Raw genomic sequence first — 23367 nt, forward strand, 5'->3', positions numbered from 1 at the left:
GGAGGAGCTTTGCCATGAACCACAAGACAATCCTGGCCGGAGTCGCGGCCGTCCTGATGACCCTCGGTCTCGGCAGTGCCGCGCAGGCGGAGGGCAAGACCTACACCATCGGCGTGTCGATCCCCTCGGCCACGCATGGCTTCATGGGCGGCCTCAACTGGCACGCCCAGCAGACCATCAACCGGCTGGAGGAGACCTATCCGCAGCTCGACTTCGTGCTGGCGACCGCAGGGGAGGCGGGCAAGCAGGTGGACGATCTGGAGGACATGCTCGCCACCCGCAACATCGACGGCCTCGTCGTGCTGCCCTTCGAGAGCGAGCCGCTGACCGGTCCGGTCAAGGCCGTCAAGGACGCCGGCAAGTGGGTCACCGTCGTTGACCGCGGCCTGTCGGTCGAGGGCATCGAGGATCTTTATGTCGCCGGCGACAACACCGCTTTCGGCAAGGTGGCAGGCGAGTATTTCCGCGCCAACCTGAAGAGCGGTGCCAAGATCGTCGTCCTGCGCGGCATCCCGACCACCCTCGACAACGAGCGCGTCGCCGCCTTCGAGACGGCGCTTGAAGGCTCCGGCATCGAGATCCTCGACAAGCAGCACGGCAACTGGAACCGCGACGACGCCTTCCAGGTGATGCAGGACTACCTGTCCAAGTACAGCCAGATCGATGCGGTCTGGGCTGCCGATGACGACATGGCCATCGGCGTGCTCGAGGCCATCGCCCAGGCCAAGCGTCAGGACGAGATGTGGGTTGTCGGCGGCGCCGGCATGAAGGAGATCATCAAGCGCATCATGGACGGCGACAAGCAGATCCCGGTCAACGTCACCTATCCGCCGGCGCTGATTTCCTCCGCCATCGAGATGACGGCCCTGCGCTTCGTCTCCGACGCCCCGGTCTACGGCCGCTTCATCATCGGCTCGACCCTGATCAACAGGGACAACGCGGCCCGTTTCTACTATCCGGACAGCCCGTTCTGATCTGTTCATCCGACATGAAACAGCCCGCGCACCCGCGCGGGCTGTTTTGTTTCTGAAAGCACCGCCTGTGTCACCCCGGCCGAGCAACGCGAGAGCCGGGGCCTACTCATTTCCAGAGCCTTGCTAATGTGCAATGCGTTCCCATGCCGCCGCGCAGATGCCGTTGATCTGGCTAATAGGTGTAACCATGGCTCTGCGAACGAGTAGGCCCCGGGTCTCCGCTGCGCTCTCGCACGGGGTGACGGTCGTGGTGTCCCGCGCGAAGGACCGCGCAGCAGCGGCTACCCTTCCGGCCACCTCTCCTTACAGATCCTTCGCCTGTCCGTCCGGTTCGCCGGCGACCCAGTAGCCGGCGGCGCGGAGCCAGGCGGTGGGGTGGGAGCGGCTGATCAGGAAATGGTCACGCACCGCCCGGGCGACGCCGGCCTCGGCGGCAATCCAGACGAAGGTCGCCTCCGGCAGGTGCATCGCTTTCAGCCTTTCCAGGAACGGGGCCGGGTCGGTCGGATCGCCGCGGTGGAGCCACAGGGCGGTGTGGTCGGCGGCCGTCTCCAGCGGCTGCTCGTCGGCTGCCGAGGGCACGGCGACGAGGCTGGTTACTGTAACGCCGGCGGCCATTTCCTCGATGCGGCGGCCGATCGAGGGCAGGGCGGTCTCATCGCCGATCAGCAGCCAGTGGCGGATCGGCCCGGAAATGACCAGCGAGCCACGCGGCCCGCCGATCTTCGCTTCGTCGCCCACCTTCACTGACAGCGCCCAGGCGGTCGCCGGGCCCGCCTCATGCAGGGCGAAGTCCAGCACCAGCTCCTGCCGGGCCGTGTCGTAGCGGCGCGGGGTGTAGTCACGCATGGCCTCGCCGCCGGTGCCGTCCGGCACGAAGATCTTGACGTGGTCGCCGGGTGACAGGGAGACGAAGTCCGCCATGTCTGGACCGGACAGTGTCAGGCGCAGCATGTTCGGTGTCAGCCGCTCGACGGCCGAGACGGTCAGCACACGGCGGCGCAGCTCGTGGCGGTGGCGTTCGAGGATCGGGTCGCCGGACGGGGTAGGGGCCGGAGTTGTGACCGGAGTTGCAGTGGGCGTGTCGAGCATGGGGAGGGAGGTCCTTTGACGGGCGCGAGGGTCGGAAAATATTATGAGTTTTCTACTCAAGAAATTGTCTGCCGACAAGCCCGGCGACCGTCGCAACCTGTATCAAATCGAGTGTCACCCTTTGTCGGAAAAGGGCGACAGAATCGCCGTGTTTTGGCATGGTTTTGGCGCAAGTTGGCGCGTGCCGTTCCGGCGTCGCCAGACCCTCCTGGACTGCCCTGAAATGACCCTTTCCCTCACCGTCACCGACAGCGCCGATCCGGCAGATGTCGAGGCCATCGGCCGTGAACTCACCGCCTTCAACGACGCCGATGTCGGCCCGTCCGGCCGCCGTCCGGTCGTGGTGCTGGTGCGGGACGAGGCGGGAACCCTGAAGGCCGGGGTGTCCGGCTACACCGCCTGGGGCTGGCTTTACGTGCAGTGGCTGTTCGTCTCGCCAGACCTGCGCGGCCAGCAGATGGCGGGGAAAATGCTCACTGCCGTCGAGGACGAGGCCCGCCGGCGCGGCTGCCATGGTGCCTTCATCGATACCTTCAACCCGGCCGCCGAGACAGCATATCGGCGGCAAGGCTATGAGATCTTTGGCGAATTACCCGACTTCCCGCCCGGCCGCCGCCGTCTCTTCCTGCAGAAGAAGCTGTGATCGGGGGCGGCCCGCCCCTCTCCCCCCTTGAGGGGGAGATGCCCCCGTCAGGGGGCAGAGGGGGGTAATGGGAAGTTCGGCAAGCGCTGTGCCAGCTGATAGGCCGTCACCTCCCTCTGTCCGCTTCGCGGACATCTCCCCCTCAAGGGGGGAGAGGTAACATTCACCTTGAAAATCAGGACCTTCACGCCGCCAGAGGCTTCGGGTCCGCGATGCGGCCGCCGGGCATTGGGGCGGGGACGCCGGTGGTGGTGGGGAAGCTGATCGGCAGGCCGCGCAGGGTGCGCAGGGCGAGGAAGGCGAAGCATTCGGCCTCGATGGCGTCGCCGCGCCAGCCGACGGTTTCGGCCGGAACTGCCGTCACGCCGGCGCGCTCGGCCAGGCGTTCCATGATCACCGGATTGCGCCGGCCGCCACCGCAGACGATGAGTCTTTCCGGGCGCACCGGCAGGAGATCCAGCGCCTTGCCGACCGCTGCTGCCGTGAAGGCTGCGAGCGTTGCCGCGCCGTTCTCGATCGTCAGCCCGTCGGCCATCGCTGCGGTAAAGTCGAAGCGATCCAAGGACTTCGGGTAGGGAGCGGTCATGTAGGGATGGGTCAGAAGCTTTGCCAGCCGCGCCTCGTCGACCTGTCCCGAACGGGCGATCAGCCCGTCGCGGTCCATCTCGCCCAGACCATGCTGGCGGATGAAATCAGTGAGCGGTGCATTGGCCGGACCGGTGTCGAAGGCCACCACCTGGCCCTTGCCGTCGCTCCAGGTGACATTGGCAACGCCGCCCAGATTGAGCACCGCCGTTGTCCCGTCCGAGCCCAGATCCTTCAGAAGCGCGGCATGGTAGCCGGCCGACAGCGGCGCGCCCTGGCCGGCTGCTGCGACATCGGCGCTGCGGAAGTCATAGACCACCCGCGTGCCGAGGAGATCGGCCATCAGGTGACCGTCGCCAAGCTGGCGTGTCGCACCGATCCGTCCGGCCTGCGGCGCGCGGTGCAGCACCGTCTGGCCGTGGAAGCCGACAGCGGCAATGTCCTGCATGGTCAAGCCATTGGCCTCGACAAGCGCACGCACGGCCGCCGACTGGCCCCGGGTCAGGACCTCCTCCGCCTCGCGGAAGATGGCCGGTTCCGGCCCCTCGAAATTCCACGCCCGCGCCTCGTCCAGCGTCCGTTCAAGAAGCCGGCGGGTGCTGTCCGGGTAGGGGCTCAGCGTGTAGGCACCGAAGGCCTCGATGGTCTCGCCATTGGTCTTCAACAGGGCCACGTCGATGTTGCCATCCAGCACGGTGCCGGTCATCAGGCCCACGGCCCATTGCGGTTGGTCGAGCATCAGGACTGCTCCTCATTGCAGAAGAAACGATCACCGACAGCGCGGCGCAAGGCCATGATTCCGCTGTCGAAATGGCGTGAGGGATGGACCCGGTTGGTGAGCAGGGTGATGGCCCGGCCGGTGAGAAAGTCGATCCAGAGCCCGGTGCCGGTGAAGCCCGTGTGGCCGATGACGCTGGTGTTGGCCCTGTCGCCGCCGGACCAGCCCGGATAGGGCCGCTCCCAGCCGTGGGTGCGGGTGGGTGACAGGGGCTGACGCATCAGCCGGGTGACCGGATCGCCGGTCTTGTCGCCAGAAAGCCGGTCGTGGGCAAAGCCAAGCACCGCATCGACCGTGCCAAAAAGCCCTGCGTGTCCAGCCCCTTGCAGGGCGGAGCAGTTCTCGTCATGCACCTCGCCGACGAGGAAACGCTCGCGCCAGTGGCAATATTCGGTTGCCGCGGATGTGGCCTCCGGCGCGGACCAGGCAAAGCCCGGGCCTGGGTCGAGGTCGCGGATCCGCGCGCCCGCCAGCCGTTCCAGCACGATGCCGAGCAGGATGAAGTTGATGTCGGAATAGACCGGAGGTCCGGCACGCCAGTCCCGCTGCATCACGAAGGCGCGCAGGCGCGCCGGATCGGAGCCGTAGGTGTAGACCGGTTCGACGGCCGGAAACGGCGTCTGATGTCCAAGGCATTGGCGGAACGTCACTTTCCGCTGCCAGGCGGTCATGTCGGACTGACACAGGTCCGGCAGCAGCGTGGTCAGCGGCGCGTCCAGATCGATCTCACCGGCCTCCGCCAGTTCCAGGATGCGCCGCGTCGTGAAGATTACCTTGGTCAGCGAGGCGAGATCAAACCAGGTCTCGGTGGTCATCGGCCGGGCTGACGGGATCACCTGCGCCTTGCCGATGGCGCGGGTCAGCCGGGTGCCGTCCGCATCCACGACGCCCAGCACCGCGCCCGGAATGCGGCCACTCCGGACGGCCTCTCCAACGGGCTGGAACGCGCTTTCAAACAGGTCCGGGAGGCTGACTGTTCTTGTCATGGCGAAACGACCTCCGGTGGCTCAGGCTTCGGTTCGGGACAGATGATCCGGGCCATGGCTGACCCAGGCGACGGGCGACGGCTCGAAGCCGCGCGGCCGGACCAGCGAGGGCACCTGCCGCGTGTCGAGCGCATAGTCCAGCCGGCGTCGGTCGATGTGCGGCACCGCGTCGATCAGGCGGCGGGTGTAGGAATGGCGGGGCGTGCCCAGCACATCCGCCGCCCGGCCGATCTCCACCACCTGTCCCGCATAGAGCACGGCCACCCGGTGCGCGATGCGCTCGACCACGGCCATGTCATGGGAAACGAAGAGATAGGAGAGGCCGAACTCGCGCTGCAGATCAATGAGCAATTCCAGCACCTTGGCCTGAACGGACACATCCAGCGCCGAGACGGCTTCGTCAAGGACGACGACGGAGGGGTTCAGCATCAGGGCCCGGGCAATGCAAAGGCGCTGGCGCTGGCCGCCGGAGAATTCATGCGGGTAGCGTTTCAGACTGTCCTGCGGCAGACCGACCCGGTCGAGCAACATCGCCATGCGCTGGCGCACGGCCGCATCGACCCGGTGACCGGCTGCGGTGACGGGTTCGGCCAGAATGCTCTCGATGCTGAGGCGCGGGTTGAGCGAGGCATAGGGGTTCTGGAACACCATCTGCACCACATGGCCAGCGGTGCCGTCCTTGCCGTGGACCGCCAGGGTGCCGCGGGTCGGCTGCACCAGACCAAGGATCGCACGGGCGGTCGTGGATTTGCCGCAACCGCTTTCGCCGACCACCGCCAGCGTCTCGCCGGGCATCAGGTCGAAATCGACGCCGTCGACGGCGTGGACCGCGCCGGGGGAGGGCTTCAGGAAGCCGCCGCGCATCGGGAAGCGCACCACGAGATCCTGAACATTTAGCGCGGGAACCGGCTTCCCAGCTGCGGCGCTGCGGTCGTGATCCGTGCGGACCGATCTGCCGGAGGTGAAATGCGGCACGGCGCTGAGCAGATGGCGGGTGTAGGGATGCTGCGGATTGTCGAGAACGGCGTCGAGCGGCCCCTGTTCGACCGCTTCGCCGCCCTGCATGACGAGCACCTGATCGGCGATTCCGGCAACAAGACCAAGGTCATGGGTGATGAAGATCATGCCCATCCCGGTCTCGCGCTTCAGCTCGGCCAAGAGCGCCATGATCTGGGCCTGAACCGTCACGTCGAGCGCTGTCGTTGGCTCGTCGGCAATGAGCAGGCGCGGATTACAGGCAAGCGCTATCGCGATCATCACCCGTTGCAGCATGCCGCCGGAGAACTGGTGCGGGCAGTAGGACAGCCGCCGCTCGGCATCCGAAATCCGCACCCGGTCGAGCGCGTCCTTCGCCGCCTTTCGGGCCTGCGCCCCCGTGAGGCCCCGGTGCAGGCGGAAGGCCTCTTCCACCTGCGTGCCGATGGTCAGAACCGGGTTGAGCGAGGTCATCGGCTCCTGGAAGATCATGCTGATCTCGGCGCCGCGGATCTTTTCCAGTGTGGTCTCCGGTGCCGTCACCAGATCAAGTACCGACCCGTCGGCCCGGGTGTAGAGGATTTCGCCGGAGGTGATGCGCCCGCCGCCGTAGTCGACGAGCCGGTTGACGGAGAGCGCGGTGACGGACTTGCCCGAGCCGCTTTCGCCGACGATGGCCAGGGTCTGGCCGGCCGGGATGTCGAAGCTGACCCCGTGGACGATTTCCTTCTGCACCGGCGGCTTGCCAAAGGCGACGCGCAGGTTCGAGACGCGGAGAAGCGAGGTCATGCCATGGCCCTCCGGGTCTTGGGATCGAGAATGTCGCGCAGGGCGTCGCCGGTGAGATTGAAGCCGAGAATGCCGATCATGATGGTGAGGCCCGGGAAGATGAGCAGCCAGGGCGCCATTTCCATGAGGTTGCGGGCATCGGCCAGCATCAGCCCGAGCGAAGCGGCTGGCGGCTGGGTGCCGAGGCCGAGGAAGCTGAGGCCCGCTTCGGTGAGTAGCGACCAGGCCAGCGCCAGCGTGACCTGCACGGTCAGGGGCGCGACCAGGTTCAGCATCAGGTGGCGGGTCAGGATGTAGCGGCGGCTGGAGCCGAAGGTGCGGGCGGCGTCGACGAACTCGCGCGTCTTGATGGACAGCGCCGGACCACGCACCACACGGGTGAAGATCGGCGTGTAGACGATGGCGATGGCGGTGACGCTGGTCCAGGTGCCGGGGCCGGCGACGGCGATGATGAGAAGCGCGAGCAGGATCGCCGGGAAGGCGAGGAGCACGTCCATCGAGCGCATCACCACACCATCCCACAGGCGGCCAAACCAGGCGGCGGTGAGGCCCAGCACGGTGCCCAGCGTCGCGGCGATGCCGACCGCGAGGAAGCCGACGATGAAGGATTGGCCGATGGCCAGCATGACGCGGCTGGCGACATCGCGGCCGAACAGGTCCGTGCCCATGACATGGGTGAGGCTCGGCGGCTTGAGGCGGTCGAGCCGCATCTGCTGCAGCGGATCATGCGGGGTCAAGCCGAGCTGGCCGAGCAGGGCTGCCAGCAGGAAAAGGAGGATGATGCAGCCACCGATGCGGCCGCTGGGGTGGCGCAGCAGCGCCCGGACGAGTGACATCAATTGCCCCCGAGGCGGATGCGCGGGTCGAGCGCCACATAGGCGAGATCGACGAGCAGATTGACGAGAAGGAAGTTGAAGGCGATGAACAGGACGGTGCCCTGGACCAGCGCATAGTCACGCTGCAGGATCGCTTCCAGCACCAGCCGGCCAAGGCCGGGCAGGGCGTAGATCTGTTCCACCAGCACCGCGCCGCCGAGCAGGTAGCCGAACTCGACACCGCTCAGGGTCACGACCGGGATCAGGGCATTGGGCAGGGCGTGACGCCAGATGACACGGCGCGCCGGGGCGCCCTTGGCCCGCGCGGTGCGGACATAGTCATCCGACAACACGTCCAGCATGGCCGAGCGCGAGATGCGTGTGACGGAGGCGGTGAAGGCAAAGCCGAGCGTGATGGCGGGAAGGATCATCTGGCCGAGATTGGTCAGCGGATCCTGCCACAGCGGCACGAACTGGCCCATGGCGGGCAATACGCCAAAGCCAACCGAGAGGAAATAGATCAGCAGCAGGCCGACAACGAAACTGGGGGTCGACTGGCCGATCATCGCGAGAATGCGGACGCCGAGGTCGGCCGCCTTGCCATTGCGGGTGGCGGCGAAGACGCCGAGCGGCAGACCGGTGCCAAGGGCAATGACCATGGCCATCAGGGCCAGCTGCAGCGTCAGGGGGAACCGGTCGAGGATGACGTCCAGGACCGGCTTGCCATAGGTGACCGAGAGGCCGAGATCGCCTGAGAAGACCCCGGCGATCCAGCGGGCGTACTGGACCCACCAGCTCTGGTCGAGGCCGAAATAGCTGGCGAGGGCCGCCTTCTGTTCGGGCGTGAGCAGGCCGGCTTCCGTGCCGAGCATGGCCGTGATGGCATCGCCCGGCACGAGACGGATTGCGACGAAGACGAGGACGGAGACCCCGAACATCACCAGGGGGAAGGTCAGGAGCCTTCGGGTCAGGTAGTTCATGGACAGTCCGTCCTCGTCTTGATCGTCGTGCGGCTTACGGCTTCAGGGTGACCGTGGTCAGGCCGAAGAGCGAACCGGTCGGCGAGGACACGAAGCCGTCCACGGTCTTCTGCTGACCGGTGTAGGTGTAGCCGGTGTAGAGCCAGATCCACGGCGCCATTTCGGTCAGGTGCTTCTCGAACTCGGCAAAGATCACCTTGCGCTTGGCAAGATCGGTCTCGACGCGGCCCTGCTGCATCAGGCTGTCGAGCGTGTCATCGATGTAGTTGGCGACCTTCTGCAGGTTTCCGGCCTTGGTCCAGTAGCGGTTGTACATGGTGTAGGGGTCGGAACGGCCACCGTTCAGGGCCACGGCCATGTCGAAATCACCCTTCAGCCAGGTGTCGACATAGACATTCAGCTCCATCATCTTGATGTCGAGATTGATGCCGATTTCCTTCAGCTGTGCCTGCAGCACCTGCGCCTCGGAGGCCGCGGTGGGCGGCTCGCCGGTGGCGACGATCACGGTGGCCGAGAAGCCGTCCGCCTTGCCGGCTTCTGCCATCAGGGCCTTTGCCTTGGCGATGTCCTGCTTGTAGCAGAAGAACGTCTCCGGGTCGGACTGGTAGGCCGGCATGGTCAGCGGACCGGTGATGCGGCCTTCGCCAAGGAGGGCCGTGTCCAGCACTTCCTGGCGGTTGACGGCGCAGGAAATAGCCTGGCGCACCTTCAGCTCGTTCATCGGCGCGCGCGACGGGTTGAGCTGCAGCACGTGATAGGCAAGCACCGGCGTGCGGTTCAGCGTCAGGCTTGCCTCGTTTGGCACCAGCGTGGCAACGAGCGGGTCGTTGATCAGGGCAAAATCGATCTGCTTGGCGCGCAGCGAGGCGAGGATGGCGGTCTCGTCCGGCAGCACGGAGATGTCGATGCCGTCATAGGCGACCTTGCCGCCAGCCCAGTCCTTGTTGGTGGACAGGATTTCCTTGGCGTTGGGTTCCCACTTGTCGAGTTTGAACGGGCCCGAGCCGATGGCAGTGGTGCCGATGGAACCGGCAGCGATCTCGCTTGCGGGGACGACGGCAGCGTTGATGCCGGCCATCGCGGCCAGAAGCGGAACGTCCGGCTGCGACAGGTTGAAGACGACGGTCGCGTCGTCCGGCGTGTCGATGCTGGCGATCGACAGGAAGTTGGCGCGGGCCGCCGCACCGGTCTTCTCGTCCAGGAGGCGCTCGAACGAGGCCTTCACGTCGGCCGGGGTGACCTTGGCGCCGTTGTGGAACTTCGCATTCGGGTTCAGCTTGAAGGTGAGCTTGGTGCCGTTGTCGGCAAAGGCCCAGCTGTCGGCTAGCGCCGGCACGATCTCCAGCTTGTCGTCGAGACGAACCAGCGGCTCATAGATGAGCTCGAGCAGGCGGATCGAGGAAAAGGCGGTCTGCTTGTGCGGGTCAAGGCCCGTGGCATCCTGCGACCAGGCCATGCGCAAGGTGGCGGAGCTGGCGGCGGTGGCAAAGGCGGTGGTGCCCAGCATCGCGGCCAGCGCGATGCTGGAAATGATCTTCCCTGCAGTCTTCAGCTTCACGATGGACCTCCCTGGTCTCGCGGTCGGTTGACTTCCATGCCGTTCGGTCGGCTTACCCCTCCGGGTTGACCCCGGTTTCGTTGATGGCGCGGCGCAAGAACCCGCCGGCGCGCGCCAGCGCCATGCGGGCATCGTCGAGGCTCAATCCCGTCAGTGCAATCAGGATCGCCAGTTTCACGTCGTTTTCCGTCGCATCGAGATAGGTGCGGGCCTCCTCGAGCGTGCAGCCGGTTGCTTCCATGACGATGCGCGAGGCGCGGGCATGGAGCTTCTTGTTGCTGACATTCAGATCCACCATCAGGTTCTGGTAGCTCTTGCCGATGCGGATCATGCTGGCGGTGGTCAGCATGTTGAGCACCAGCTTCTGCGCGGTGCCGGACTTCATGCGGGTCGAACCGGTCAGGATCTCCGGGCCGACGACGGGCGAGATCGCGATGTCGGCCATGCCGGCGATAGTGGAATTGGGATTGCAGGTGAGGGACACGGTGGTCGCGCCAAGCTCTCTGGCGTGGTCCAGCGCACCGATCACGAACGGGGTGCGGCCGCTGACCGCGATGCCGACGATCACGTCCCTTGCCGAGGCTCCAACCGATTGCAGCATGGCGCGGCCGGCTGCCGGATCATCTTCAGCGCCTTCGACCGGATGCCTGAGGGCATGGTCGCCGCCGGCAATCAGGCCGACGACCATGCCTTCGGGCACCGAAAAGGTGGGCGGGCATTCGGAGGCGTCGAGCACACCAAGCCGGCCGCTGGTGCCGGCACCGATGTAGATCAGGCGCCCGCCCGCCTGAAACGCCTCGACGATCCGGTCGACGGCGCGGGTGATGGCGGGCAGCTCGCGGGCAACGGCCTCCGGTACGACCCGGTCCTCGGCATTGATGGCCGCCAGAAGCTCGGCTGTGGGCAGCAGGTCGATCTGCATCGTGCGCGGATTGCGGGATTCCGAAACCAGCTTCTCCAGTTCGGAAATGAGCACCTGTTCCATCCGGGCCTCTTGGGTCTTAAGGGGTGTTAAGAAGTTAGAATTAAATATTCCTGATGTCAAACATGAATGGAATTTACTATTCCGATTGACTCGGGCGTCCACAGCTCTCCGCCTGTACCGGCTTGAACCGGCCGGAGCGGGAATGGAACGGGAATGGAAAGGCAGTGCGGAGTGGGGTCAGAGCGTGAGCGCTGCCGGGGACCGGGCGAGGAAAAGCGCGCCGGAAACCGCGTCGCCGTCGGCCGGCTTCAGGCGGCGGCGGACATCGGGGGCAATCCAGGGCTCCAGCGGCTTGCCAAGGCCGCCGAGCAGGGTGAGTTGATCTGCGCCCCGGGCGAAAAGGGCACGCGCAAGTCCGTCAACGGCTTCCGCGCCAGACCGGATGATCGCACGGGCGGCGGCATCCCCCTGATCGGCATGGGTGAGGACGTCTGGCGCAAGCGTCGCGTAATCGGTGGCGCTTGCCTTGTCCATCCAGCCGATGATCTCCATCGGATCGCGGTTGAAGCGGGCGAGCAGGGTGGCCAGCAGCGGTGTTTCCTCGATGCGGCCATCATAGGCCCGGAGCGCCTGCTGCAGGGCCTTGAGCCCGAGGTCCGCGCCGCTGCCCTCATCCGAGACGGGAAAGCCATAGCCGCCGACGCGCACGTGGACGCCCGCAAGGAAGCCCACGCCGATGGAGCCGGTGCCGACGATGACGATGGCACCATCCTGGCCGGAGTGAGCCCCGAGGCAGGCGGCGGCTGCGTCGCTGATGAAGCGCCGGCTGTTGAAGGGATTGGGCAGGGCGTTGAGTGCCTCCAGTGCGCCGCGCCGGCTGAGACCCGCCAGACCGATGCCGGCATCCATGCGGGACAGGTCAGATGGGCCAAGGCCCGCCTGATCCGCTGCCGCCCGTGCCGCTGTCTCGATCGAGGCCCAGGCTTCGGCGATGCCAATGCGGGTGGTGGCCGGCCCGGACTTGCCTTCGCCGAGAACCTGGCCGCCCGCATCAACGATGCGCGCGCGGCAGCCCGTACCTCCGCCGTCCACACCCAGGAATAACTGTGCCTTGTCGCTCATCACGCCGCCCGGTTTCGCACTTGCAGAATCTTCCCCGAGGAAGTGCGTGCATCATTCCATTTCTGTAAAAAATTTGGAATAATAAATTCCAATCTGCTATGCGGGTTTCGTTGCGGCAATCCGGGCCGGGGCAACGTGGGCTCTGTTCCGCTTCTCCAGGCCAGCCGTCCTCCGCGAGAAAAGGGTTCGCGCGCATGTCCGTGCTCAAGATCATCACTGCCAAGCTCGGGTCCATGACCTCGGCCGACCGGCAGATTGGCGAGTTCATCGTTGAACGGCCAGACGAGATGCTCGCGATGTCTTCGGCCGCGCTCGCGGAGGCGACCGGACGCAGCCAGTCAAGCGTGGTGAAGTTCAGCCAGAAGCTTGGCTATGCCGGCTATCAGGAGCTGAAGCTGGCGGTGAGCAAGGCCAAGGCGCAGGAATGGCAGGTGCCTCCCGGCATGATCCATTCGACGATCGAGGTCGGCGACGGCTATCTCACGATCCTGCAGAAGCTGATCGCCAGCAAGGTCATGTCGATGCAGCAGACGGTGGCGGCCAATGACGAGCTGACGATTGGCCGGGCGCTGGAAGCCCTCGACGGTGCACGGCGGATCTTCATGGCTGGTGTCGGGGCATCTTCGCTGGTGGCGCGGGACTTTTCCTACAAGCTGCTGAAGATCGGCCGCGTCGTCATCCACGACAGCGACAGCCATGTGCAGATCGCCAATGTATCGACGCTGGACGCCCGCGATGTCCTCTTTGCGCTGTCTTACTCCGGCACAAGCCATGAGACGCTGAAGATTGCCCGGCTAGGACGCCAGCGCGGGGCGACGGTGATCACGCTGACGGGGCTGACACCCAATCCGCTGTCAGAGCTGGCTGATATCAGGCTGCATACGGTGGCGGATGAAGAACGTGTGCGGTCCTCGGCCATCACATCCCGTGACGCGCAGCTGACGCTGACAGACCTGCTGTTCATCCTGCTGGTCCAGCGCCAGCCGAGCGCCCAGGAGTTCATTCATGCCAGTGAAGATGCCGTGTCGGTGCTGAAGCTCTAGGACACGGCATCTTTTCGTTGTCTGCGGGCCGCTGATCCGGATCAGACCGGCGTGCGGCGGACCAGTGTCATGGGCAGGCTGTCACCCGGCCTCAGGGTCAGGCGGCAGATCGGCTGCACATCGGTTCCCGGCTTCAGCTGCAGGTCAAAGCCCTGAGCCAGAATGGCAAGGCTGAGGATTGCCTCGGTCATGCCAAACTGCAGGCCGGCGCAGATGCGAGGTCCGATCGAGAACGGCACATAGCCATATTTGGACGGGCGGGCTGCAGCTCCGGGCAGGAACCGGTCCGGGTTGAACGCGTCCGCGTCTTCCCAAAGCAGCGGATTGCGGTGCAGGAGCCACGGAACGACCATCAGGATCGTGCCCTTCGGCAGCTTGCGGCCGCCGACCTGCACTTCGGCCATCGCTTCACGCGCAAGGATCGGCACCGGTGGGTACAGGCGGAGCGATTCCTCAATGATTGCCTTGGTATAGGGCAGGCGGGCGACATCACGGAAGGTCGGCGTTGCACCGGCCAGAACCGTGTCGAGCTCCTCGTGCAGCCGGGCGCGCACGCGCGGGGACTGGGACAGGAGATACCAGGTCCAGGCCAGCGTGTTGGCCGTCGTCTCGTGACCGGCCATGAAGATCACGGCCGCCTCGTTGCGGATGGCCTCGCGCGTTAGCGGCTTGCCGTCCTCGTCGCGCGCCTCGAGCAGGCCGCCGATCACCGACGCTTCGCCGTTGTCCTTCAGCGTCTGATAGCTGTCTATGATCTCGTCCAGAACGCCGAGGATCCGCTTGGTGGCTTGGCGCACGGCCGGCTTGCGGAAGCGGGGCAGCCACTCCGGCAGACCCAGCATGGCCGGCAGGTCGACCTGGTCGATGTGGCGCTGGTACTCGGAAAAGCCCTCGACGACCTCATGGGCGTAGTTCTTGCCGAGCTGACGGCCGAATATGGTCCGGCAGATGATCTCCGCCGTTAGATGCGCCATGTCGGCCAGGGCATCGATTTCGGCGCCCTCGCCACGGGCGGCCCAGGCGCTGCGCTGTTCCTCGATCGTGTCGATCATGATCGGGGCAAAGCCCGGGACACGCGAGCCATGGATGATCGGCGCGACAACCTTGCGCCGGCGCGCCCAGGTCTCGCTGTCGGAAATGAACAGTCCGTCGCCAATCAGCGGCGCCAGCGCATGCCGCATCTGCGGGCTCTTGCGCTGCAGTTCGACATGGTGGGCCTGGAAGGCTTCCTGCACCACGTCAGGGCTGTTGCAGATGACCATCATCCGCCGCAGTACCTGCTGCGTCATCATGCGCGACGAAAAGTTGCCCTTCGTCCAGATCGACAGGAAGTTGCGGCGGGCAAGGCCCATCAGTTCAAGGATCGGCGGGGTCCGCTCATGGCGGAAGGGGAATGGGGGAATAAAGTCCGCCGGCCAGTTGCCAACACTTGAGTCGGCTTGGGCGGTCGATACAGGAGCACTCTGGTCCAAGATCAGTCCTCGGAATGGCGCGCGAGGGGAGGAGGGGCGCTGCCGATTGGCGCCTCTTTACTCCATCTTGCGCCGCAGCAATACGGCAATTATTCCGTCATGCGCGGACGAACGAGCACAGCCGACAAGGCCGTTGCCGCCCAGCCGACAATCAGCAGCATTCCTCCGGTCGGCGCGGCCATCGGGAACAGGCGCGCATCGCGCAAGGCGCGGCTCGCCAGATCGCCGCAAAACAGCATGAGGCCGATGCCGATCAGCGCAAGTGCCAGCGGCAACAGCGGCACGCGGCGAACCTGCGCCAGGGCAGCCAGGGCGAGGAACGCCGGGGCATGGAACATCAGCATGTCCGCCGCCGTCGCCAGAAGACCGGTCGTATCGACATGCGCAGCCAGCGCCGACAGAGCGACCCCCAATGCACCGTTGATCCCGCCCATGGCCAGGCAGATGCGAAACAGGGGAACGGTGGCCGACGGAGCTGGGTGCTGAAGCTTGATCATGGCAGGGTGTCCGGTTCTGGCAATGGCCGGTCAGAGGCGGGATCTGATGCCCGGCAAGATGCGGCGATCTTAGCCGAAGTCGACCGGACGGGTAGGGGCAAACCGTCGCAACCGTGGCCAATGCCTTACCTCTCGTGCTGGCGGTCAGGCTTTGCACCCAGCCGTCAAGCCACGTGACAGGACGGGTTGCCTATGGCAGCAAGGGGCAACGTCCTGCCAATTGCCCGTCCGGGCCAGAGTGCATTTTCATGACCCCTGATCTGCTGTCCTTCGAAACCCTTGGTCTTGTGCTGGCGCTCATGGCAGCCGGAGGCATTGCCGGCCTGCTGGCGGGCCTCTTTGGAATTGGAGGAGGCGCGGTGCTTGTTCCTGTCCTCTATCAGTTCCTGGTGCTGCTCGGTGTCGATGAAAGCGTCCGCATGCATGTGTCCGTTGCCACGTCGCTCGGGATCATCGTGCCGACGTCACTGCGGTCGTATCTGTCGCATCGCGCCCGAGGGGCGGTTGATGAGGCGTTGCTGAAAAGCTGGCTGATTCCGTTGCCGCTGGGTGTCGCTCTTGCCGCCATCGTGGCCGCGCATGTCTCCGGTGATGGCCTGAAGGGCATCTTTGCCGTGATCGCGCTTCTTGTCGGTCTGCGGATGCTGTTCAACCGGGCGAGCTGGCGTCTTGGCGACGACATCCCGGGCTTTCCGATCCGTCCGCTGTGCGGTGCCCTGATCGGTTTCCTGTCGACCCTGATGGGGATTGGCGGCGGCGTGATGAACAACACCTTCATGACGCTGTACGGGCGGCCGATCCATCAGGCGGTCGCGACCTCTGCCGGTGTTGGCGTGCTCATTTCGGTGCCGGGTGTGATCGGGATGATCTGGGCAGGCTGGGGTGCGGAGCATCTGCCGCCGTTTTCGCTGGGCTACGTCAGCCTGCCGGGGATCGCGCTCATCATCCCGGTGTCGACGCTTGCCGCGCCAATCGGGGTGCGCATGGCCCATGCATGGCCCAAGCGCCGCCTTGAGCTTGGATTTGGCATCTTCCTGCTGATCGTTGCAGCGCGCTTTGCCCTCAGCCTGTTTGAATAGGCAACAAACTCAGGGATTGAGGACCAGGCGGTCGCCCTCGACGGTCCAGCTGCGCAGGCGGGACAGCGCGCTCATGCCCAGAAGGCTGGTTTCGAGGCTTCCCGGCTGGGCGATGAAGCTGCGGACATCGCCGAGCCGGATATCGGCCAGGCGCAGATCCTCGATCCTGGCCGGGGCAACCATAGTGCGGCCGTTGGCAGTGGAGACCGGCACACTGTAGACCAGCGCGCTGACGTCGATCCCGGCGCGGGCCGCGTCGTCGTGGGTCAGGACCACGGCGGACGCGCCGGTATCGACCAGAAACCGGATTTGCGCGCCGTTGGCCGCTGCCTCGATCTGGAAGTGGCCGCTCGGGTCGCGCACCACCATGACGCTGCCATCACCCTGGCTGACGGCCATGCCGGGGGCGAGAGCCCCCAGAACACGGTAGCCGACGCCGGCAAGCTCAAAGCGGTAGGTGTATCCGGCAACCAGGACCAGGGCGAGCGTGCCCCAGGTGGCGACAGCCGTGAGGACCTCGCGCAGGCGCGGGGGGCCGAACACGAGGCTGGCCAGCATGACAAAGGCAATCGCCGACAGGGCGACGATGCGTGGCCCCTCATCATCGGCGGTGAAGGTCTCGTCGATGGGGCCGATATCGAAGAAGTAGGCCAGCAGACCGCCTGCCATGGCGACCAGCAGCGCGCCGACGACCAGACCGCGCAGAAGCGCCTTGGCATTCATTGGCTGGTCTCCACGGCTGCGACCCTCGCCATTCTCTGGTCAAGCTCGCGCATGATTGTGCGGCGTCTGTCCGGCGTCATCGTGCCCCAGGCGACGATTTCGTCGAGCGTGCGGGCACAGCCCCGGCAGAGGCCGGAGACAGGATCCATGACACAGATGCGGACACAGGGACTTTCCATGCTTGCCATGTAAGGGGATCCGTGTGGAACACAAGGGGGCGGCGAGGCGGGAGCCGTTCAGCGGCCCCCGGTCACCAGCAGGATGGGAGCGGTGACAAGGGTCACGGGCAGGGTGACAGCGACTTGCACGGTGCTGCTGACAAAGGAGCCGAGGTCCTTGCCGGCGGCGCCCAGGCTACCGGCCGCTTCATTGCCAGAGACGGTCAGCTTGTCCTTTTGCAACACCTCGGTCAGGCGCGGGCCGATGGCAGCGAAGGCGGCAAACTTGGAATGACGCGCCGAATCCGGCCCTTCCAGATTGGTCAGGTCTATGACCACCGCGCCAAGTGCCGCCAGTTCCTTGTCGCCATCATAGCGGCCCACCCGGTCCTTGCCCCCGGCGATGAGGCTGGAGACGTCGAGTGCGCGGTCGTCCTTTGACAGCAGCAGGATGATCGGTGGGTCGAGACGGCCGATGCGGCGCATCTGGTCCTTGAACACGTCGACATCGATGTCCGGGGCGGCCAGCACGATGCGCTTCAGCTTCTGTGACAGCTTCTTGCGCCGCTCCGGTGGCATCTGGCGCAGGGTCTCCATCATCAGCCAGGTGCCCATCGAATGGGCGAGCACGTTGACCTCGCGGGCGCCACTGTTGGCCAGATCCTCCAGCGTCTGCTCCAGCTCGTCGCGGGCCACGGCGGCACTGTTGAGATCATAGACATAGTCGGTGAGTTCGCCGCGCGAGGCCCAGGTGAACAGCACCGGCACGCCGGGCGCATCGGAATCATGCATCACCTGGGCAAAGCGGTAGACGCCCTCGGCAAACAGGGTGTTGTAGCCGTGGATGAACAGGAACACCTGCCGATCCTTGGGCTGGCGGGCGGCCAGTTCGCGGCGGACGGCGGCGCGGAAGCCGTCATCGCCGTTCAGATAGCTGGCCTTGCGCGTGACCATGTGGCGAGCCGGGTCGCCAGGCATGCTGTCTGGCCATTCGATCTGGCCGGACGCGTGGTTCGGGGGGATGGAAATGGCAACTTCCGCAAAGTCGCGCTGGTTGGCCCGCTCGCCGGAAAACAGGGTGCCCGGTGCCTCGGACTGGCTGCGCGTTGTCACGACCAGCAGCTCTTCGATGGAAGTTCCTTCGGCAGCGGTTGTGTTCGGGGCAAAGGCACCTGTGACAGGCCGGCTGCCGCAGCCGGCAAGCAGTGCTCCAGTCATGGCAATGGCTGCGAACCGGACGAGATACCTATTCAGTCGTGTCATGCCAGCACCAGAACTCCCAACAGGAACGCCAGCGCTGAAAGTTGCTGCACGGCGCCGATGACGTCGCCGGTGAAGCCGCCGATCTTTGCAAACGCCAACCGGCCCGTAGCATGCGCTGCCAGTGCGCCGGCGGCAAGTCCGCAGACAAGGGACAAAACCGGAAGCACAAAGACGAGCGGAAGCAAGACGAGAGCCGTGAGGCCCAAGCCGTTCAGCACCGCGTCCATGCCCGGAACTCCGAAGCGGGCCGCGAGTCCGTCGGGCCGGGCGGCCGGCAAGGTCGACCACTGCCAGAGGGCGAGACAGCGCGACAGCGCCTCGACGCCCACCAGCAGCAAGGCACTGCCTGCCCAGCCAAAGCGTTCCGGCAGCACAGCGAGCAGCGCCACCTTCAGGATCAGTGACAGCGCCAGCGCAATGGCGGCGAAGGCGCCGATGCGGCTGTCCTTCATGATCTCCAGCCGCCGCTCCGGGCTTGCGCCGCCGAAGAACCCATCGGCGATGTCACCGAGGCCGTCCTCGTGCAGCGCCCCGGTCAGCGCAATCAGGCTGGCCAGAACCAGCCCCGCGCTGGCCATCGGCGGCAGGGCGGTCATTTGCAGCACCAGCCAGAGCAGGGCCGGGCCGGTTGCCAGCACGGCGCCAGCCAGCGGCATGGCGCGTGCGATCACCCGGAAGTCCGGCGCCGCTGCCGGATCATCCAGCGGTCCCACCTTTGGCACCGGCAGCCTCGTAAAGAAGCGCAGGCAGGCGGCCGTGTCTGCGGCCAGCCGAGCCAGAGCCGGGGGGACGCGGAAGCCGCCGCCCGTGTCGTTCTGCTGCATGGAACTGTCGCCTGTCCTGGTTGTCTTTTGTCTGTCGAGGGTTATAGAACGGCTGACCCCGCGCCGCCAATCGGGTGAGCGCCCATGATCCCAGCCCGTCCGGAGCCTAGCCGCGATGTCCCTTTCCGAATCTGCCCTGCCGTTTGACGACATCCGCAATCTGGTCGCCCAGATGCCCGGTCCGGATGAGGCGGCTGTTGCTGCCGTGCGCGCCCGCGATGCCGAGCTGACCAAGCCGGCCGGCTCGCTTGGCAAGCTGGAAGAGATCGCTGAATGGCTCGCAGCCTGGTCGGGCAAGGCGCCGCCGAAGATCACCCGGCCGCTGGTGGCGATCTTTGCCACCAATCACGGCATTGCCGACAAGGGCGTCTCCGCCTTCCCGCAGAGCGTGACCCGGCAGATGCTGGAAAACTTTGCCGCCGGCGGGGCGGCGATCAACCAGATCTGCATCGCCAATGATCTCGGCCTCAAGGTCTTCGATCTCGCCATCGACATGCCGACGCCGTCCATCGATGACGAGGATGCGCTGGACGAGCCCAACTGCGCCGCCACCATGGCTTATGGCATGGAAGCGGTGGCTGGCGGCACGGACCTGCTCTGCCTTGGCGAGATGGGCATCGGCAACACCACCATCGCCGCAGCTGTGTTCAACGGTCTCTTCGGCGGCACGGCGGCCGACTGGGTCGGACCCGGAACCGGCGTGGACGACGCGGGCCTGGAGCGCAAGCGCGTCGCCGTGGAAAAGGCCGTCGCACGGCTCGGCAGCGCCGCCAATGATCCGCTGGAAGTGCTGCGCAAGGTCGGCGGGCGCGAGATTGCCGCCATGGCCGGTGCAATCCTTGCCGCGCGTCTGCAGCGCACGCCGGTCATCGTCGACGGCTTCGTCACCACGGCGGCCGCGGCCGTGCTGTACAAGATGGACCCGGGCGCGCTCGACCACTGCCTGTTCGGCCATGTCTCGGCCGAGTAAGCGCACCGCCGGGCCCTTGCCGCCATGAACAAGACCGCGCTGTTCGATTTCGGCATGCGCCTCGGCGAGGGCACCGGTGCGGCGCTGGCCGCCGGCATCGTCAAGGCTGCTGCCAGCGTGCACGCCGGCATGGCGACCTTCGCCTCGTCCGGCGTGTCGGGCAAGGACGCCGGCTGAGCACCACAGCTCTCGACAGACGCCGGCGAGAGGACTTCGCCGGCTTCGATCTCAGAGGTCATCCCCGCCTTGTGCGGGGATCGCGCCCCGCACGAAGGTCGTCGTCAGCTTTCGGTCTGAAGGTCCGATCGTATGGATCCCCGCACAAGGCGGGGATGACCGTTGCGGAGAGGAGAGGTTCGCGGCGACCCCGCTGCCTCACGCGGCCGTGAGGCCGCACCGACTGATGAGAAACCCTCGATCGTCATCCCGGGCGCAGCGAAGCGGAGACCCGGGACCGGGGAGCGCAGGTCTCTCCGGGTTTCACTCATTGAATTTTAGAGGCCTCGACTCTCCGGTCCCGGCTCGGCGCTGCGCTTGGCCGGGATGACGACGGAGAGGTCGAGGTTTTTTCAAGCTCACGCGGCCTTGAGGCCGCGCTTTTCCAGAAGGGCGTTGATGTCCGGGCCCCGGCCACGGAAGGCCTTGTAGGCGGCGTCCGGGTCCTGGCGGCCGCCGGCGGAATAGATGTGGCGGTAGAGCTTTTCCGCCGTTGCCTGATCGAACACGTTGCCGGTTTCCTCGAAGGCGCTGAAGGCGTCCGCGTCCATCACCTCCGACCACATGTAGCTGTAGTAGCCGGACGAATAGCCTTCGCCCGCAAAGGCATGGGCGAAATGCGGCAGCCGGTGGCGCATGGTGATCTCCGACGGCATGCCGAGATCCTTGAGGGCTGACGCCTCATAGGCGGTCACGTCGAGGCCGGACGGATCCGGCATCTCGTGCAGGGCGAGGTCGATCAGCGCGCAGGCCGTGTATTCGACCGTGGCGAAACCCTGGTTGAAGTTGCGCGCGCCGAGCACCTTGTCGAGCAGGGCCTTCGGCATCGGCTCGCCCGTCTTGTAATGCACGGCAAAGCGCGACAGCACCTCCGGCTGGCTCAGCCAGTGCTCGTAGAGCTGCGAGGGCAGCTCGACGAAGTCCCGCGCCACGCTGGTGCCGGAGATCATCGGATAGGTGACGTCGGACAGGAGCCCGTGCAGGCCGTGACCGAATTCGTGGAACAGGGTGCGGGCGTCATCGAAGGTGAGGAGCGCCGGTTCGTCGTCCGCGCCCTTCGAGAAATTCATCACGTTGACGATGATCGGGCGGACCTCGCCGTCCAGCTTGTGCTGCGCGCGGAAGGCGCTCATCCAGGCGCCGGAGCGCTTGGAGGGGCGGGCAAAATAGTCGCCGAGGAACAGGCCGACGTGATTGCCCCGGGCATCGCTCACCTCGAAGACGCGCACGTCCGGATGATAGACGGGCAGCCCGTGCTTTTCCTCAAAGCGCAGGCCGAACAGGCGGGTCGCGGTGTCGAAGGCGGCTTCGATGATCTTGTCCAGCCGCAGATAGGGCTTCAGCTCGGTTTCATCGAGGTCATGATCGCGCTTGCGCACCTTCTCGGCATAATGACGCCAGTCCCAGGGGGCGATGGCGGCGTTGTTGCCTTCTGCCCGGGCGACCTCTGCGAGCTTCCCGGCCTCTTCGCGCGCGCGCTCCACGGCCGGACCCCAGACGCGGGTCAGCAGGCCACGCACCGCATCCGGCGTCTTGGCCATGGCATCATCAAGCTTGTAGGCGGCGTAGCTCGGATAGCCGAGAAGGCGGGCGCGTTCGGCCCTGAGGGCCAGCGTCTCGGCAATGACGCCGCGGTTGTCGGTCGGACCCTCTGCCTCGCCACGCGCGGACCAGGCCTTGAACGCCTCCTCCCGCAAGGCGCGGTTGGTGGAGAACTGCAGGAAGGGCTCGATCGAGGAGCGCGACAGGGTGATGACGTGTTTGCCTTCCAGCCCGCGCTCCTTCGCGGCGGCTGCGGCGGCCGCGAGCAGGAAATCCGGCAAGCCGGCGCGGTCCGCCTCGGTCTCGAGCACGAGCTGATAGTCGGATTCGTCCTTGAGCACGTTCTGCGCAAACTGGGTGCCAAGGGTCGCCAGCCGCTGGCTGATCTCGGCCATGCGGGTCTTGGCCGCCTCGTCGAGGCCGGCCCCGGCGCGGGTGAACATCAGCTGGTAGCGCTCCAGCACCCGGGCCTGTTCCGGGGTGAGGTCAAGCCCGGCGCGCTGGTCCCAAAGCGCAAACACGCGCGCGGCGAGCTTCGGGTTCAGCAGCGTTTCAGAGCCGTGCCTAGCGAGCTTCGGCGCCATCTCGCGCTCGATCGCCTGCAGCTCCGGGTTCGTGTGTGCACCGGTGAGATTGTAGAACGTCCGCGAGACCCTGGTCAGCGCCTCGCCGCTCGTCTCCATGGCGCCGATCGTGTTGTCGAAGGTCGGTGCGTCGGCCTGTCCGGCAATGGCATCGATGTCAGCCCGGGCCTCCGCCATGGCCGTGTCGAAGGCAGCGACATAATCCTGCGGCCGTATGTCAGCGAACGGAGGTAGGCCGAACGGCGTGGACCAGGCAGAAAGCAGCGGGTTGTCGGACATGGGGCAAAACACCTTGGATGGCAAGAGCTTGGGACGAGGGCCCAGATGGGGCTGTCGTCCAGAATATAGGGTCTGGTTCGGCGCGGTACCAGTTTAGTTGGGTCCGAACACGACCTGATACATCAACCGGCCGGGGTAGAACGTGAAGATCCCGGCGACCAGCAGCGCCCAGAGCATGTATCCCTTCATGGCCTTGGCATGGGTTGTGATCCGTCCGTTGCGCGCGGCCCAGACCGCCATCGGGACGCCGATGAGCGTGATCACCGAGAGGATATGGATCGGGCTAAACGGGCCGATCATGCGGATGCCGTGGATGAACAGGCTGGAGCCGGCGACCCACAGCATCAGGAACGCCCAGAGATATCCGAGAGAGCGGTGGGGCAGGGTGCCCTTGGGAGCTGCGAACTGAACAACGCCCAGAACGGCAGCAGCTATGGCGGCAAAGGCGTGGGTGTAGACCACAGGTCCGGCGGCCAGCAGAGGCTCAAGCGACAT

At 65.9% G+C, this 23367-nt stretch carries 21 protein-coding genes and 1 pseudogene; 5 read left to right on the forward strand and 17 right to left on the reverse strand.

Annotated features, from left to right (window positions below):
* Positions 1 to 14: 14 nt before the first annotated feature.
* Positions 15 to 974 carry an ABC transporter substrate-binding protein gene (locus OVA12_RS08300; RefSeq protein ID WP_268136193.1) on the forward strand — a complete coding sequence of 320 codons (960 nt, stop codon included), beginning with the start codon at positions 15 to 17 and terminating at the stop codon, positions 972 to 974.
* A gap of 303 nt (positions 975 to 1277) precedes the next feature.
* On the opposite strand, the gene OVA12_RS08305 is transcribed toward OVA12_RS08300, so the two are convergent.
* Positions 1278 to 2066 (reverse strand): siderophore-interacting protein, encoded by a 789-nt coding sequence (locus OVA12_RS08305; protein ID WP_268136195.1) that lies wholly within the window; start codon positions 2064 to 2066, stop codon positions 1278 to 1280.
* Between the two features lie 223 nt (positions 2067 to 2289).
* Here OVA12_RS08305 and OVA12_RS08310 point away from each other — a divergent pair, with 223 nt between their 5' ends.
* Positions 2290 to 2709 (forward strand): GNAT family N-acetyltransferase, encoded by a 420-nt coding sequence (locus OVA12_RS08310; RefSeq protein ID WP_268136197.1) that lies wholly within the window; start codon positions 2290 to 2292, stop codon positions 2707 to 2709.
* 184 nt (positions 2710 to 2893) lie between these two features.
* On the opposite strand, the gene OVA12_RS08315 is transcribed toward OVA12_RS08310, so the two are convergent.
* The 8 genes from OVA12_RS08315 to OVA12_RS08350 all read right to left on the reverse strand — a co-directional run bounded on the left by OVA12_RS08315 (position 2894) and on the right by OVA12_RS08350 (position 12222).
* A complete protein-coding gene (locus tag OVA12_RS08315) occupies positions 2894 to 4033 on the reverse strand; it encodes an anhydro-N-acetylmuramic acid kinase (protein WP_268136199.1) in 1140 nt (379 codons plus the stop codon).
* Positions 4033 to 5058, reverse strand: coding sequence for a serine hydrolase domain-containing protein (locus OVA12_RS08320; RefSeq protein WP_268136201.1), 1026 nt, complete (start codon positions 5056 to 5058; stop codon positions 4033 to 4035). The genes OVA12_RS08315 and OVA12_RS08320 overlap by 1 nt, the downstream gene beginning before the upstream one ends.
* Before the next feature lie 21 nt (positions 5059 to 5079).
* Positions 5080 to 6822, reverse strand: a complete 1743-nt coding sequence (locus OVA12_RS08325; protein WP_268136202.1) for an ABC transporter ATP-binding protein — start codon at positions 6820 to 6822, stop codon at positions 5080 to 5082.
* Positions 6819 to 7658, reverse strand: coding sequence for an ABC transporter permease (locus tag OVA12_RS08330; protein WP_161675769.1), 840 nt, complete (start codon positions 7656 to 7658; stop codon positions 6819 to 6821). Before OVA12_RS08330 ends, OVA12_RS08325 begins: the two co-directional genes overlap by 4 nt.
* A complete protein-coding gene (locus OVA12_RS08335) occupies positions 7658 to 8617 on the reverse strand; it encodes an ABC transporter permease (protein WP_268136205.1) in 960 nt (319 codons plus the stop codon). Before OVA12_RS08335 ends, OVA12_RS08330 begins: the two co-directional genes overlap by 1 nt.
* 34 nt (positions 8618 to 8651) lie before the next feature.
* A complete protein-coding gene (locus OVA12_RS08340; protein ID WP_268137059.1) occupies positions 8652 to 10124 on the reverse strand; it encodes an ABC transporter substrate-binding protein in 1473 nt (490 codons plus the stop codon).
* A gap of 103 nt (positions 10125 to 10227) precedes the next feature.
* Positions 10228 to 11160, reverse strand: a complete 933-nt coding sequence (gene murQ, locus OVA12_RS08345; protein ID WP_268136207.1) for an N-acetylmuramic acid 6-phosphate etherase — start codon at positions 11158 to 11160, stop codon at positions 10228 to 10230.
* Between the two features lie 177 nt (positions 11161 to 11337).
* Positions 11338 to 12222 (reverse strand): BadF/BadG/BcrA/BcrD ATPase family protein, encoded by an 885-nt coding sequence (locus tag OVA12_RS08350; RefSeq protein ID WP_268136209.1) that lies wholly within the window; start codon positions 12220 to 12222, stop codon positions 11338 to 11340.
* Positions 12223 to 12416: 194 nt separating this feature from the next.
* Here OVA12_RS08350 and OVA12_RS08355 point away from each other — a divergent pair, with 194 nt between their 5' ends.
* The gene (locus tag OVA12_RS08355) at positions 12417 to 13265 is read left to right on the forward strand and encodes a MurR/RpiR family transcriptional regulator (RefSeq protein WP_268136211.1); all 849 of its coding nucleotides are present in this window, start codon (positions 12417 to 12419) and stop codon (positions 13263 to 13265) included.
* Between the two features lie 41 nt (positions 13266 to 13306).
* Here the strand turns inward: OVA12_RS08355 and OVA12_RS08360 are convergent, their stop codons facing one another.
* Both OVA12_RS08360 and OVA12_RS08365 read right to left on the reverse strand, forming a co-directional pair.
* On the reverse strand, positions 13307 to 14737 hold the full coding sequence (locus OVA12_RS08360) for a cytochrome P450 (protein ID WP_268136213.1): 1431 nt from the start codon (positions 14735 to 14737) through the stop codon (positions 13307 to 13309).
* A gap of 89 nt (positions 14738 to 14826) precedes the next feature.
* On the reverse strand, positions 14827 to 15234 hold the full coding sequence (locus tag OVA12_RS08365; protein ID WP_268136215.1) for a DUF423 domain-containing protein: 408 nt from the start codon (positions 15232 to 15234) through the stop codon (positions 14827 to 14829).
* Positions 15235 to 15482: 248 nt separating this feature from the next.
* Between OVA12_RS08365 and OVA12_RS08370 the strand changes: the two genes are divergently transcribed.
* A complete protein-coding gene (locus OVA12_RS08370; RefSeq protein WP_268136217.1) occupies positions 15483 to 16313 on the forward strand; it encodes a sulfite exporter TauE/SafE family protein in 831 nt (276 codons plus the stop codon).
* 9 nt (positions 16314 to 16322) lie between these two features.
* Here OVA12_RS08370 and OVA12_RS08375 read toward each other — a convergent pair whose 3' ends face one another.
* The 4 genes from OVA12_RS08375 to OVA12_RS08390 are packed head-to-tail and all read right to left on the reverse strand — an operon-like array spanning position 16323 to position 19281.
* Positions 16323 to 17036 (reverse strand): retropepsin-like aspartic protease family protein, encoded by a 714-nt coding sequence (locus tag OVA12_RS08375; RefSeq protein WP_268136218.1) that lies wholly within the window; start codon positions 17034 to 17036, stop codon positions 16323 to 16325.
* Complete coding sequence (locus OVA12_RS08380; RefSeq protein WP_268136220.1) at positions 17033 to 17224, reverse strand: DUF1289 domain-containing protein; 192 nt, start codon at positions 17222 to 17224, stop codon at positions 17033 to 17035. The genes OVA12_RS08375 and OVA12_RS08380 overlap by 4 nt, the downstream gene beginning before the upstream one ends.
* A 48-nt stretch (positions 17225 to 17272) precedes the next feature.
* Positions 17273 to 18457 (reverse strand): alpha/beta hydrolase, encoded by a 1185-nt coding sequence (locus tag OVA12_RS08385; RefSeq protein ID WP_268136222.1) that lies wholly within the window; start codon positions 18455 to 18457, stop codon positions 17273 to 17275.
* Positions 18454 to 19281 (reverse strand): adenosylcobinamide-GDP ribazoletransferase, encoded by an 828-nt coding sequence (locus OVA12_RS08390; protein WP_268136224.1) that lies wholly within the window; start codon positions 19279 to 19281, stop codon positions 18454 to 18456. Before OVA12_RS08390 ends, OVA12_RS08385 begins: the two co-directional genes overlap by 4 nt.
* A 115-nt stretch (positions 19282 to 19396) precedes the next feature.
* Here OVA12_RS08390 and cobT point away from each other — a divergent pair.
* Positions 19397 to 20428: pseudogene (cobT, locus tag OVA12_RS08395) on the forward strand (nicotinate-nucleotide--dimethylbenzimidazole phosphoribosyltransferase).
* A gap of 398 nt (positions 20429 to 20826) precedes the next feature.
* Here the strand turns inward: cobT and OVA12_RS08400 are convergent.
* Positions 20827 to 22872: a M3 family metallopeptidase gene (locus OVA12_RS08400; protein ID WP_268136226.1), complete on the reverse strand. Its 2046-nt coding sequence runs from the start codon at positions 22870 to 22872 to the stop codon at positions 20827 to 20829.
* 93 nt (positions 22873 to 22965) lie between these two features.
* Positions 22966 to 23367, reverse strand: coding sequence for a DUF2306 domain-containing protein (locus tag OVA12_RS08405; protein WP_268136228.1), 402 nt, complete (start codon positions 23365 to 23367; stop codon positions 22966 to 22968).

Source organism: Pannonibacter sp. SL95, assembly GCF_026672425.1.
Classification (GTDB): Bacteria; Pseudomonadota; Alphaproteobacteria; order Rhizobiales; family Stappiaceae; genus Pannonibacter.